The 12,123-nt window shown below is 67.8% G+C and carries 18 protein-coding genes; 9 read left to right on the plus strand and 9 right to left on the minus strand.

Translation table 11 applies throughout. The annotated features are described in order from the left end of the window. Positions 1-19 precede the first annotated feature (19 nt). On the minus strand, positions 20-781 hold the full coding sequence (locus tag Q7S93_RS02435) for a Stf0 family sulfotransferase (protein ID WP_304711985.1): 762 nt from the start codon (positions 779-781) through the stop codon (positions 20-22). A 56-nt stretch (positions 782-837) separates the two neighbouring features. On the opposite strand from Q7S93_RS02435, the gene Q7S93_RS02440 reads away from it, so the two are divergent. Continuing rightward, the gene (locus tag Q7S93_RS02440; RefSeq protein ID WP_304711986.1) at positions 838-1,524 is read left to right on the plus strand and encodes an isochorismatase family cysteine hydrolase; all 687 of its coding nucleotides are present in this window, start codon (positions 838-840) and stop codon (positions 1,522-1,524) included. 369 nt (positions 1,525-1,893) lie between these two features. On the opposite strand, the gene Q7S93_RS02445 is transcribed toward Q7S93_RS02440, so the two are convergent. The 3 genes from Q7S93_RS02445 to Q7S93_RS02455 form a co-directional block, all read right to left on the minus strand. Further along, the gene (locus Q7S93_RS02445) at positions 1,894-2,976 is read right to left on the minus strand and encodes a RelA/SpoT domain-containing protein (RefSeq protein ID WP_304711987.1); all 1,083 of its coding nucleotides are present in this window, start codon (positions 2,974-2,976) and stop codon (positions 1,894-1,896) included. Positions 2,977-3,104: 128 nt separating this feature from the next. Next, entirely contained in the window at positions 3,105-3,245 is a 141-nt protein-coding gene (locus tag Q7S93_RS02450; RefSeq protein WP_304711988.1) for a type II toxin-antitoxin system RelE/ParE family toxin, read from the minus strand. Further along, the gene (locus Q7S93_RS02455) at positions 3,226-3,531 is read right to left on the minus strand and encodes a type II toxin-antitoxin system RelB/DinJ family antitoxin (RefSeq protein ID WP_304711989.1); all 306 of its coding nucleotides are present in this window, start codon (positions 3,529-3,531) and stop codon (positions 3,226-3,228) included. Before Q7S93_RS02455 ends, Q7S93_RS02450 begins: the two co-directional genes overlap by 20 nt. Positions 3,532-3,667: 136 nt before the next feature. Here Q7S93_RS02455 and plsY point away from each other — a divergent pair, with 136 nt between their 5' ends. Further along, positions 3,668-4,327, plus strand: coding sequence for a glycerol-3-phosphate 1-O-acyltransferase PlsY (gene plsY, locus Q7S93_RS02460; protein WP_304711990.1), 660 nt, complete (start codon positions 3,668-3,670; stop codon positions 4,325-4,327). Between the two features lie 10 nt (positions 4,328-4,337). Here the strand turns inward: plsY and Q7S93_RS02465 are convergent, their stop codons facing one another. The 3 genes from Q7S93_RS02465 to Q7S93_RS02475 are packed head-to-tail and all read right to left on the minus strand — an operon-like array spanning position 4,338 to position 5,433. Continuing rightward, positions 4,338-4,916 (minus strand): hypothetical protein, encoded by a 579-nt coding sequence (locus Q7S93_RS02465; protein WP_304711991.1) that lies wholly within the window; start codon positions 4,914-4,916, stop codon positions 4,338-4,340. Further along, positions 4,913-5,110 carry a hypothetical protein gene (locus Q7S93_RS02470; RefSeq protein WP_300574762.1) on the minus strand — a complete coding sequence of 66 codons (198 nt, stop codon included), beginning with the start codon at positions 5,108-5,110 and terminating at the stop codon, positions 4,913-4,915. The genes Q7S93_RS02465 and Q7S93_RS02470 overlap by 4 nt, the downstream gene beginning before the upstream one ends. After that, entirely contained in the window at positions 5,107-5,433 is a 327-nt protein-coding gene (locus Q7S93_RS02475; RefSeq protein WP_304711992.1) for a hypothetical protein, read from the minus strand. The genes Q7S93_RS02470 and Q7S93_RS02475 overlap by 4 nt, the downstream gene beginning before the upstream one ends. 87 nt (positions 5,434-5,520) lie before the next feature. On the opposite strand from Q7S93_RS02475, the gene Q7S93_RS02480 reads away from it, so the two are divergent. From Q7S93_RS02480 to Q7S93_RS02510, 7 genes are all read left to right on the plus strand, one after another. Beyond that, positions 5,521-6,165 carry a helix-turn-helix domain-containing protein gene (locus tag Q7S93_RS02480; protein ID WP_304711993.1) on the plus strand — a complete coding sequence of 215 codons (645 nt, stop codon included), beginning with the start codon at positions 5,521-5,523 and terminating at the stop codon, positions 6,163-6,165. Positions 6,166-6,213: 48 nt separating this feature from the next. Continuing rightward, positions 6,214-6,633, plus strand: coding sequence for a hypothetical protein (locus Q7S93_RS02485; RefSeq protein WP_304711994.1), 420 nt, complete (start codon positions 6,214-6,216; stop codon positions 6,631-6,633). A 58-nt stretch (positions 6,634-6,691) separates the two neighbouring features. After that, the gene (locus Q7S93_RS02490; RefSeq protein ID WP_304711995.1) at positions 6,692-7,525 is read left to right on the plus strand and encodes a phytanoyl-CoA dioxygenase family protein; all 834 of its coding nucleotides are present in this window, start codon (positions 6,692-6,694) and stop codon (positions 7,523-7,525) included. A 65-nt stretch (positions 7,526-7,590) separates the two neighbouring features. Beyond that, positions 7,591-8,223: a glutathione S-transferase family protein gene (locus Q7S93_RS02495; RefSeq protein ID WP_304711996.1), complete on the plus strand. Its 633-nt coding sequence runs from the start codon at positions 7,591-7,593 to the stop codon at positions 8,221-8,223. A 168-nt stretch (positions 8,224-8,391) separates the two neighbouring features. Further along, positions 8,392-8,835 (plus strand): MarR family winged helix-turn-helix transcriptional regulator, encoded by a 444-nt coding sequence (locus Q7S93_RS02500; RefSeq protein WP_304711997.1) that lies wholly within the window; start codon positions 8,392-8,394, stop codon positions 8,833-8,835. Further along, entirely contained in the window at positions 8,832-10,295 is a 1,464-nt protein-coding gene (locus tag Q7S93_RS02505; protein ID WP_304711998.1) for an MFS transporter, read from the plus strand. Before Q7S93_RS02500 ends, Q7S93_RS02505 begins: the two co-directional genes overlap by 4 nt. Before the next feature lie 59 nt (positions 10,296-10,354). After that, on the plus strand, positions 10,355-10,879 hold the full coding sequence (locus Q7S93_RS02510) for a hypothetical protein (protein WP_304711999.1): 525 nt from the start codon (positions 10,355-10,357) through the stop codon (positions 10,877-10,879). A gap of 4 nt (positions 10,880-10,883) precedes the next feature. Here the strand turns inward: Q7S93_RS02510 and Q7S93_RS02515 are convergent, their stop codons facing one another. Both Q7S93_RS02515 and Q7S93_RS02520 read right to left on the minus strand, forming a co-directional pair. Then, a complete protein-coding gene (locus tag Q7S93_RS02515) occupies positions 10,884-11,663 on the minus strand; it encodes an acyl-CoA thioesterase domain-containing protein (RefSeq protein ID WP_304712000.1) in 780 nt (259 codons plus the stop codon). A gap of 41 nt (positions 11,664-11,704) precedes the next feature. Next, positions 11,705-12,121, minus strand: a complete 417-nt coding sequence (locus Q7S93_RS02520) for a Na+/H+ antiporter subunit G (protein WP_304712001.1) — start codon at positions 12,119-12,121, stop codon at positions 11,705-11,707. Positions 12,122-12,123 lie beyond the last annotated feature (2 nt).

The raw sequence follows: 12,123 nt of genomic DNA on the forward strand, positions 1-12,123 counted from the left end.
GACCCGCCAAGGCGATAGATCAGGCCAGGCCCGCCTCGGCTCGAAACCGCGCCGCCCAGTCCCGGTTGGTGTCGTCCGCCATCTTCCGCACGCTGGGCGAAACTCGGTCGGCCGCCGCGGGGTCCAGCCCCAGCGCGCCCAAGACGCGGCGCACGGTTCCTGTCGGATCGGCCGACAGGTCATCATAGGCGATGCGGACCGGCGTGATGGCCTCAGCGGCGAACCATGCGGTCCAGTCCCGGTCATAGCCGACCATGGCCTCGACCCAGGCCTGCAGCTTCTGGCCGTCATATTCCGGCTCACGAGGCGGCCCGACGCGCTCCAGGTCCGAACCGTCGGCCGCCACGTGCCAAAGCCCGGTCTGCTCGGCCTTCAGGCAGGACACCGCCTGCTCGACCTTGTCGGCCCTGGACAGGTGAATGAACAGGGTGCGCCCGAAGACACCCTCAAACCGCGCCCGCTCCGACCCTCCATCGGCATGGACCACCGCCAATCTGGAAAAGAAGAAGTCGAAGCTGGGCCGCTGCAGCCGCAGGCCGAACACCCCGTTGTCGCTGCGCCCCCGCGCCAGGGCCGCCTGGATGCAGGCCTCGACGATCTCGCCTTCCGAGGCGCCGGCCCCTGGATCGAGGCCGAGCCGCCGCGTCCATTCGGCCAGCGAGGGCTCGTGGAAATGCGAAGCGGGCCGCCCCGCCACCCCCGTTTCGGCCAACAGTCGGCACAACAGGGTGCTCCCGCTGCGCGGGGCGGTGCAGATCATATACGAGGCGTAATCTGTCATGATCGATCTGCTAGATGGCCGGGTACATTTCATGAACACTCTAGCGGGGCAAGGCGATGGCGCACAACTGGATGATCGCTGAGCGGGAGTATCTTCGCCAGGAAACCCGCCGCGGACGACGCCATGCCTATGAGCGTCTCGACCCAGCGACCACGGCCCTCGTCGTCATCGACATGGTCCCCTTCTTCGCGCAGGCCAATGTCCACTGCCGCGACGCCATTGCGCCCATCAACCGCCTGGCCGCCGCCCTGCGCGAGGCCGGCGGCCTGGTCGCCTGGGTCCTGCCCGCCGACGCTGGGCCGCCCAACCCCCGCGCCGTCGAATTCTATGGAGAACAGATCGCCCAGGCCTATGGCTCCTCCGGCGGCCAGGGCGCGCCCCGCGACCGGCTCTGCCCGGAACTCGACTTCATCGAGGGCGAGATCGTCGCCGAGAAGTCCGCCGCCAGCGCCTTCTTCCCCGGCCGCTGCGACCTGCATGACCGCCTCGCCGCCCGCGGGATCGAGACGGTGATCATCACCGGCACAGTGACCAATGTGTGCTGCGAAAGCTCGGCCCGCGACGCCTCGACCCTGGGCTACCGGGTCATCTTCGTCGCCGACGCCACCGCCACGGTCACCGACGCCGCCCACAACGCCGCCCTCTACACCATCTACCGCTCGTTCGGAGACGTCCGCCCCACCGCCGAAATCCTTGAGCTCATCGCCGCCGGCGCCCCCCACCCCGACCTGGCCTATGGCTGATCTGGGCGGCGGGCCGTCCCTGCGGGCCCAACTCGTCGCCACGGCCACCCGCCTTCGTCGCTTCATGGGGCCGGTGTGGGACGACTGGCTGGCCGCCGAGCCGTGGCGCCGCGGCGCGACGCCGTCTGCCGGCCAAAATCCGCAAGCTGCGGAAATCCCTCGAACCCCTCCACCGCCGGCGTGCTCACCCAGGGCAGCTTCTCGGCCGTCATCGTCTCCATTAACGGCTCTAGGCCCGACGTGGCTTACTCCGGCTTGGGCGGGGGCTTCGGCTCGCGCCCCTTCTTCATCCACGGCGGCGGCGCCCCCAGCGTCCGCTTGGTTACCTCGTCCCGGCAACTCGCGGCTTCTATCAGGCGAAAATCATCCTCAGGGCATCCAATCTTCGTCACCAAAATCCGTCTTGGCCCCATCACTCATATGCAAAATCCTGTGACCGGCAAGCTTCTCACACCCGCTCTCAACCAGATGAATGAACTCTCTTGCATCCGAAAAGTAGTTTCGGAATGCAATTCTCACGTCATCAGTTGTGTCTCCGCGAACCAATACAATGTCCTTACCTGGGTTAGACTGTTCTAGTTCAAATAACACTCTTAGCGCTTCGGTCGCGCTGGCAAAACTGCGAGTTTCCAATTCATCCTTGTCAGAAAATATCAATATAACATTGCGGTTAGCGCTCACATCTGCGTCAGCGGCATTCAGGCTCCGCAGTAGATTCATCAGCCCCAACTCATGATCGAGATTAACAAAGGACTGTAGAACATCCTCGTCTTCCATCGACGGTAGAAATCCATGCGTACCTTCATGCGCGCGCGCGATGATCTCGCTCGCAAACAGCATGGCATTCTCGTACCGCTGATCGCCCTCTTGGAACTTTGGTTGACTAGACGTGATGAAACCAATCACTTCAACCGCCGTAGCCCAAGCGTGCTGAACCGAGGTGCGATACTGCAGCTCGATTAGAAGGCCTTTGCTGCCTACCCCGCTCTCGGACTGGACGTCGTACTCGTAGACATCATGGATGCCGCGATAGCCCGTGCTCTTCGGGCACTTGATGTAGTCGTACTTATCGACCTCGTTCTTACGCTTGTGGTTGAACTTCGCCAGGTGAAGTCGATCGCGAAATTCGTAAAGGTCACTGATCGTCGGAAAAATGAGTCGGCACCCCGCCACATCATCCATCCGAGCAAGCTCCATCCCAGGAAAGCGAAGGAGCTTCCCGAAGATTGTCCGCTTTCGCTTGTGGCGCTGAGCGACAACGACATCAGTGCCCCGCGTTCGATTGCGTAGGATGGCCTGAAAGGTGTTCAGCACGGGCTTGTGGGCTGCCCGCCAGACGTTGATGACGATCAGGTCGTCTAAGTCTTCGGTACCACTGCGAACGGCAGCGCCCGCTTTCGTAACGCGCTTCTTTGAGCCGCCCGGGTAGTCAGAAGCTGGTGCCCTGCCCAATGCCGTCTCCTACGGAGCAGTCTAGCAACGTCGCCCCTCGTCCAAGCGTCATACAACCTTGGAGGGGAGTCGCGAAATCCCAACGCCGGCCTATCAGTTGACACCGGAGATCCGTTCTTGGCTGGGGCCTAGCAAGTCTGGTGCCTCAAGCGCTCAAGCTCATCCTTCAACCGCTGTGCGGCGTCGGGATTGTCGTCGGATATGTAGTCCAGGATCTCGAGCAGGTCAGCGCGCGCCGCCTCTCGCCATTCAATCGACCAGGCGGTCACGGCGCTTCCGGTCGATCCGCGCCTGGGCTTCGTCCATCATCTGCCGATGGGGCGCTGCTGGGCTTGTATCAGCGAGCGCCTCCTGCACCTTGGCGCGGAACCAGGCGTCGTGGGCTTCCGGATCGGACGTAAGTCCGGCCGGCAGCCCCCCCTCCCTGGCGATGCGGGTCAGCAGGATGCGAACAGCGTCAGAGACCGTGAGGCCGACACGGGCGAGCTTCTCCGAGGCGTCGGCCTTGAGCTGCTCGTCCACGCGCACATGGAGCATTGAGGTTTGCACGGCCATAGCTGTTCCTCCTGGAGGCGCCGTTAATTTGCATCTCAATTGAGAGACGATCAAGCTTGGTCAGAAGCTAGCCCTGCGCGCGAGCCGGTGTCAGAGCTAAGCTGAAGCTGCTTGAGCACCTTAGGGGTGAGGCCCAATGATCTTCTGGAGCGCTTCTCTGGCTGGTTGGCTAGCGGCCTACCTCCTCGGGTCCATCCCGACGGCCTATCTGATCGGCCGGCTTTATCAGCTGGACATCCGCAATCATGGATCAGGATCGGTTGGCGCAACGAATGCGCTGAGAGTGCTCGGCAAGGGACCCGCCCTAGGCGTGCTGATGGTGGATGTCCTGAAGGGCGTGGCGGCCGTCATCCTGGTTCGTTGGCTCAGCGCCTGGCTCTTTGAGTCATCGATCTCCCTGCCGGTCGTCCTCGATGAGCAAGTCTGGACCCCCTGGGCCGCCAGCCTGGCGGCGGCCGCCGCCTTGCTTGGGCACAGCCGCTCGATCTGGCTCGGTTTTGGTGGCGGAAAGTCCGTGGCGACGGGTCTGGGCGTCGTATTGGCGCTTGCATGGCCTGTCGCCATCGGTGCGCTGGCCGTCTTCGCAATCGCGCTGGCCGTCACCCGGATTGTCTCTCTCGGTTCCATATTGGCCGCGCTGACGGCGATGCTTCTCGTCGTCATCCTGGAGCAGCCCCTGCCTTACCAATTGGTGGTCTGGGCGGGTGGCGTCTATGTTGTTGTCCGCCATCGCGCCAATGCAAAGCGGCTACTGAACGGGACCGAACCTCGGATCGGGCAAGTCGCAGGCGACTGAACATTTGCCCTCACCCCCGCCCACCCGCCAGCACATCCAGCGCCACGCCGAGCAACGCCTCGATGCGCCCGACCTCCCGCTCGCTGGCCACGGCCTCGCGGGGCGCCAGCTCCTGGCCGCAGACCAGGTCGCAGGCGCTCACCAGATCGGCCTGATCCCACAGCCTCGCCCGCATCGCCGCCAGCCGCGCGGCTGCCTGGGCCGAGCCTTCGGCGGCCATCAGCAGCACCTCTTCCCGGGCGCCCGGACCCGCCGGGCCGCCGCCGCCGGGCCGCACGTCCAGGGTCGAGCGGATGGCGCCCTCCCGCGCAGCCCGGCGATAGAGGGCGCCGTAGCGCTCGCCGGCGCTCTTCTGGGCCGCGGTGATCTTTCCTTTACGCGCCAGCCAGTCCAGCCCCGCCTGCCGGCGATAGGGCCGGCCGGGCGAGGCCGGCCCCTCGAACGCCGCCCCGCGGGCCTCCGACAGACCGACCGTCTCGGCCACGCCCCCCGTAACCGCCTCGGCCTCCGCCCGCGCCTTGGCCCGGCTCTCAAGCGCCCGCAGCCGCGCCCGGGTCCGGGCTGCGGGGTCAAAGATCTGTCCCCTCATGGCCGCCCCCGCGACACCACCGCATCGGCCAGGCGATAGACCGCCTCGCTGGCGGCCCGCTCCCCCTCCAGGATCACCAGGCCAGCCGCCGTATGGGCCAGCAGCTCCTTCAGGAACTGAGCCCGATCCCCCGGCGTCCGATGACCCAGGGCCTGGGCCACCAGGCTGCCGGCGTCCCCCGGCGCGCCGCTCATCGTCCGCCCTCCGGCCACACCAGCGGCAGGCCCACATGGACGCCGTTGCGCCCCACCCGCGTCTCGGTCAGGGCCGGAAAGCCGCCCTGCCCCATCACCTTGGCCACGTGGCGGTCATGGTGGGCGAAGCGCGGCTGGGCCTCGCCCGCCCCGCGGGCCACCTGGCCCCGGAAGGCCCGCTCCAGCCGGGCGAGCTCGCGCTCCTCCAGCCGCAGCAGCGCCCGGGCCCTGCCCGGCGATGTCCCACCGCGGCGGAGATTGGCGTAGTCCCCCAGGCTGGTGGGGCTTCGGGCCGGGGCCCGGACGGGATGTGTCTGTTGCATGGGCAGACTGTATTTTTCATACATACAATCGGCAAGCAGAAACTGTAGGCTATGTACAGTTATCCCAAGTTGCGCTAGACCACCGCCATGAACGAGCGCTCCGACCGCCTCCGCCAGGCCCGCCTCGACGCCGGCCATGAAACCGCCGCCGCCGCGGCCGAGGCCTTCGGCTGGAACCGCAACACCTACGCTTCCAACGAGAACGGCAACGCCCCCTTCTCCTATCGCAAGGCCAAGGAGTACGCCGCCGCCTTCGGGGTCAGCGCCGAATGGCTCTATGACGCCGCCGGCCCCATCCGCGCCTCGGCGCTGGCCGGCTACGTCCCGATCCTCGGCCGGGTCGGCGCCAATCCCGACGGGGTCGTCCTGTTCGCCACCGGCCAGGATGCGGGGGATCTGGCCCCCATCCCCCCAGGCGGCACGGACAAGGCCGCCGCCCTGCGGGTGGTCGGCCATTCCATGCGCGGCCTCGCCGACGACGGGGCCCTGATCTATTTCGAGGACCAGCGCACCCCGCCGACGCCCGACATGCTGGGCCATGTGGTGGTGGTCGAGGTCGACACCGACGAGGTGCTGGTCAAGCGCCTGCTGCGCGGCTCCCGCTCGGGCCTGTTCGACCTGGAGAGCGTGGCTGGCCCCACCCGCCAGGACGCCCGCCTGCGCTGGGCGGCCCATATCACCGCCATCATCCCGCCCTTCCAGGCCCGACGGATCATTCAGTCCGCCATCTGAGCCTGCACTTCTGGTTGCGCAATTCTGTATCTATTATACAGTTTTCCCATGCCGCAATCCGCCACCGATGCTGAGCTCCCTGCCGCCTGCGCCGCCCTCGACCGCGCCGATGAGCAGGTCTGGCGTCACGGCCAGGCGAACCGCGCCTGGGGCGTCGCCTGGGCAGGGTTGGCCCCTGAGCCGCCCCGTCGCCGCAGCCCCGACCAGATCCGCCACCTCACCCAGAGCCGTCTGGCGAGCGCCCGCGCCTGGGCCCAGTCCCCCGAGGGTCGCCTGAAATCGGCGCTGACCGATCTCCAGCGCGCCGCCCGCGCCCTTGATCAGCAGGCCGAAGCCCTCCGCGAAGCCGCCTCCCGCGGCCTGGCCGACCCGGCCTCGCCCGCCGCCCGTCGTCGACTGGCCCAGTTGTCGCACGAAGCCCGCGCCGCCCTCTGCGCCCTGCGCGCCGTCCGTAGCGCCCTGCCTTAAGCCGGGTCTATGCTGCCCCCACGCGCCCGTCAGAGGCGCGAGACGTTGGGAGCACGCCATGGACCTGCCGACCGCGACCTTCGACGTGGAAGCCCATGCCGCACGCATGGCCCAGGACGGCTACACCCGCCTGGACAACCTGCTGGATGAGGCGGCGCTGGCCCAGGTGCGCGAAGACCTCGCGCCGCACCTGGGCGGCCACCGCGGCCGCAACGCCTTCGAAGGCTTCGACACCGAGCGGGTCTACACCCTGGTGGCCCGGGGCAAGGTGTTCGAAGACCTGACCGAGGATCCCCGTATCCTCGCCCTCCTCGACCGCTTCCTGCTGCCCGGCTATCTGCTCACCGCCAGCCAGGCCATCGCCATCCAGCCCGGCGAGGCCGCCCAGGGCCTCCACTATGACGACAGCTTCTACCGCCTGCCGCGCCCGAGGCCGCCCGTCAGCCTCAGCGTCATTGTCGCCATCGATCCCTTCACCGACCAGAACGGCGCCACCGACATCCTGCCGGGCAGTCATCTGTGGAGCGACGATGAGGTGGCGGCCTTCAGCCAGGACCCTGACGCCGCCAGCCGCTTGGAGCCGGTGGTGATGCCGGCCGGCTCGGCCATCGTCTTCCAGGGCCACATGCTGCACCGGGGCGGCGCCAACCGTTCATCGGCCCCCCGCCTGGCCCTGACCAACCAGTATTGCCAACCCTGGGCTCGCACCCAGGAGAATTTCTATCTTGGCGTTCCTCGGGAGCAGGTGCGCGCCATGAGCCCCAGGCTGCAGACCCTGCTGGGCTATGACATCTGGCCCTCGTTCATGGGGCACGTCACCGCCTCCCATCCCCGCAAGGCCCTGGAGGAGGGTTGGATTCCGCCGGTCCTGCGCCCGCCGCAACCCGCCTGAACGGCTGCTGCCACGTCGCTGTCAGCAGCCTCGGCCTATAGGGTCGCACACAACAGGAGCTGACCATGACCAACCTCGTTTTCTACACCAACCCCATGTCGCGTGGCCGCATCATCCGCTGGATGCTCGAAGAGGTCGGCCAGCCCTATGAGACCAAGGTCCTGCGCTGGGAAACCGGCGACGCCAAGGCGGCCGACTACCTGGCCATCAATCCCATGGGCAAGGTCCCGGCCATCGTCCATGACGGGGTGGTCGTCACCGAATGCGCCGCCATCTGCGCCTACCTCGCTGATATCTTCCCCGACGCCGGCCTCGCGCCGCCGGCGCACAGCCCGCTCCGCGGACCCTATTATCGCTGGCTGTTCTTCGGGGCCGGCCCCATCGAGCAGGCCGTCGGCGCCAAGGCGGTGAACTTCGAACCCACGGCCGAGCAGAGCCGCATGCTGGGCTTCGGCCGCCTCGAGGATGTGCTGGACGCGGTCGAAGGCGCGGTCAAAGGCCGCGCCTATCTCGTGGGGGACCGCTTTACGGCCGCCGACCTCTACCTCGCCTCGCACCTGTCCTGGGGGATGAACTTCAACACGATCGAAAAGCGCCCGGCCTTCGAGGCCTATGTCGAGCGCCACCTCCAGCGCCCCGCCGCCCAACGCGCGGACGAGATCGACAACGCGCTTCTGGAAGCCCAGCCGGCATCCTGAGTCCCAGGCGTCCGAGCGCGTTCCGTCACTACGAACGGAACGCGCTCGATCCTTGGGCGCCGAACCACAACACGCCCCCGACAATAGGGCCGGCCGGCGCCCTTGACCTGAGGCGTCAGGGGTCTATCTACCCAGATAGATAGTTCACCTACTTAACTAGATCGCCTCATGTCCCCCGAGCCCGCCCTCGACCCCGACCAGCTCGCCGAGCTGCTTCGCCCCGCCCTGCTGCGGGTGTCGCGTCGCCTGCGGCAGGAGGCGTCCAAGGCCGGCCTCTCGGCCCTCGACGTCCTGCTGCTGGTGGAGATCAAGCGCCAGCCCGGCGTCGGCGTGTCCGACCTGGCCGACGCCGAGCAGATGTCGCGCCCGGCCATGAGCACCCACATCAAGCGCCTGGAGAGCGCCGGCTGGATCAGCCGCCTCAGCCACGCCTCCGACGGCCGTCGCTCCGGCCTGACCATCACCCCGGCCGGCATGGCCGCCCTGGCCGAGACCCGGCGGCGGCGCAACGACTGGCTGGCCGCCCGGCTCAGCGCCCTTGATCCCGACGCCCGCATGGCCTTGCACGCCGCCGCCGGCCCGCTCATGGCCCTGGTGGAGGCCCAGCCATGACCGAGGTCTCCGCCATCGACACCCCCGCCGACCCCGACAAGCCCGTCGTCGCGACGCCTGAGGAACGGGCCGCAGCGCTGAGCCGCGGCTGGATCGTGCCCGCCGTCATCGGCTCGGCCCTGATGATGCAGACGCTGAACGCCACGGTGCTGTCCAACGCCCTGCCCGCGATGGCGAGGGACATGGGCGAGGACCCTCTGCGCCTGAACCTGGCCATCACCATGTATCTGCTGGCTGCGGCGGTCTTCCTGCCGATCAGCGGCTGGGCGGCCGACAAGTTCGGGGCCAAGCGGATCTTCGTCCTGGCCATGGCCCTCTACGCCGTCTCCTCGGCCCTGTGCGGCTTCGCCGACACCCTGATGGAGCTGGTCGGGGCGCGGCTCCTGCAAGGGGCGGCGGGCGCCATGATGGCGCCGGTGGGCCGCCTCGTCCTCCTGCGGACCACGCCCAAGAACGAGCTGGTCGGGGCCATGTCGGTCCTGACCATGCCGGCCCTCCTGGGTCCGGTGATCGGCCCGCCCGTGGGCGGCTTCATCGTCACCTTCTGGGACTGGCCATGGATCTTCTTCATGAACCTGCCCATCGCTGCGGTGGGCCTGCTGCTGGTCCTGCGCTTCGTGCCCAATGTCGCCCTCCAGGACGCCAAGCGCCTGGACTGGAAGGGCATGCTGCTCACCGGGGTGGGCCTGGCCTGCGTGATCTTCGGCTTCGAGAATCTGGGCCGCGATTTCCTCCCCGCCGCCGCCGTGGCCGGCCTGTTCTTCGGCGGGCTGGCCATGCTCTGGCTCTATGCCTGGCACGCCAGGCGAACGCCCCACGCCATCCTGGACCTCTCCCTCTTCCGGCTGCCCACCTTCCAGGCCTCGGTGGTCGGCGGCGCCTTCATGCGCATCGCCATGGGCGCCACGCCCTTCATGCTGGCCATGCTGCTGCAGGTGGCGTTCGGCATGACGGCGCTGGCGGCGGGCCTGCTCACCTTCGTCGGCGCCGCCGGCGCCCTGATCATGAAGACCACCGCACCGCCGATCCTGCGCCGCTTCGGCTTTCGCCGCGTGCTGATCGTCAACGCCGTCGTCACCGGCGTCTTCTTCCTGGCCTATGCCGGCTTCCGGGTCGACACCCCCCACTGGGTGATCATGCTGGTGCTGCTGGCTGGCGGCTTCTTCCGGTCCCTGCAGTTCACCAGCCTGAACGGCCTGGCCTATGCCGAGATCGAGCAGGACCGGATGAGCCGCGCCTCCACCATGTCGGCCATGGCCCAGCAGCTGATCCAGTCGGTGGGCATCGGCCTGGCCGCCACCCTGATCCACGTCTTCACCCGGATGGCGGGCGAGGCCGAAATGACCGCCGCCACCATCTCGCCGGCCTTCCTGGTGATCGGGGCCATCACCTTCGTGTCGCTGATTTTCTACGTCCGCCTGCCCCGCGATGCGGGCGACGAGATGAACAGCCGAAGCTGACATCCCAGCCTTGACGCCGCCCTTCCCCTGCCCCCTATGGCGGGGAAAGGAGCCTCCCCATGAAGTTCGTCTCCGGGACCGCCGTCGCTGCGGCCCTGGCGCTTTGCGCCTGCTCACCGGCCGAAGAGCCCGCCGCCCCGCCGCCGGCGCCCGGGGCTGAGGCTGAGGCTCCTGCGCCGGCCGCCATCGAGCCTGGCCTGTCCTGGGGCACGGCCTCCACCGGCGAAGGAATCGCCCTGATCCTCAGCGACGCCGCGGGCGCGCCCATCCTGCGGCTGGGCTGCATCCGCAACCCGGCCATCATGACCCTGGCGGTTGAAGGCTTCACCCCCATCGGCAGCGAAGAGCGCCTGACCGTCGGCCTCGATGACGATCTGTTCGTCTTTGTCGCCAGCGCCAGCGGCCGAGAGCCCGGGGTGCGGGCCCAGGCCGACATTTCCGCCGATTTCCTCGATCGCCTGGAAGACGCCACGGCGATCAGCGCGGTCTATGGCAGCCAGACCGTCGGCCCGCACATGGTCCCGCCCGCGGGCCTCTCCGCGGGTTTCGCCGCCGAGTGCCGCCGCGCCGTCAGCGTCTCATAACGAGTCAGCGCTTCATCACCTGGGCCAGCGCCGTACAGGCGGCCGAGCCGATCGGCCCCTGTTCGTCATAGAGGAAGCACTCCCCCACCGCGACGCCGTCGCTGGCGCCGTGATTGACCACCTCGAAGCCGATCCATTCCGTGGCCGGCAACCGGTGCAGATAGACCGTCACGTCGCTGTTGATATAGGCCAGTCCCTTGTCGCCGGCATTGGCGAAGGGGCTGGCGAAGTCGGCCGCCACCGCCACCCGGGTGAAGGGCGTCAGCGCCTCCCCACCCACCAGCTCGCGCACCTCGCTCATCCAGGTGCGCTTGACGCCCACCTCGCCGAAATCGCCGGTGATCCGCCGCATGGCCCACATGCCGCCCATGCCCATGCGCTTGTCCTCCGGCGGCGGGATGTCGGCAGGCGCCGGCACGTCCCAGTTCCCCGGCGTCCAGACCGTTCCCTCAGGGTTCTCCGTGCGACGCAGGAACTGGCAGCTCGCCCGTCCCATGCTGACCCCGCCGCTGATGAACTCGGCGTCCACCACCTTGATGCGCTTGCCCGCCCGCACCACTCGCGTGGTCACCTCGACGACTGAGAAGTCCGGCAGGCGGTACATGTCCACCGTCAGCCGGGCGGGGATGAAGTCGGGGTCCCCGTGCTCGGCTTCCAGCACATGGCCCAGCAGGCCGACGATCACCCGCCCATGCAGGGACTGCGGATTCCACGGGCCTCGGCTGGCCGGTGTCGGCAGGAAGCGGCCATCGTCTTGCCGCTGGAAGAAGGGGTCATTTGTCATCGGCGCGATCCATCATGGATTCCCGCCTACGGAGCAAGGCCTCAGCGCGGGATGTTGAGCTGATCGGTGTCCAGGCCCTGGAAGGTCGCCCATCCCGTCCCCAGCCCCGTGTCGGGAAGCCCCTCGGCGATATCATCCATCGGATTAGGATCGATGTGCCGCCCCTGCCGATGCAGATGCGCCTTGGCGATCATGTTGGCCGAGATGGGCGCGGTCAGGAACAGGAACAGGGTGATCAGCAGCTCATGGGCCGAATAGGTCCCCTGGATCGCCGGGAAGAAGATCATTGAGGCCACCAGCAGGGAGCCGACGCCCAGGGTCGTCACCTTGGTCGGCCCATGCAGGCGCGTCATCAGGGACGGCATCCGCGCCAGGCCCCAGGAGCCCACCAGGGCGAAGACGCCGCCAATGACCAGCAAGGCCGAGATCAGGATTTCGAAGGGTCCGACGTCCATCATCG

Source organism: Phenylobacterium sp., from assembly GCF_030646615.1.
Lineage (GTDB): Bacteria > Pseudomonadota > Alphaproteobacteria > Caulobacterales > Caulobacteraceae > Phenylobacterium.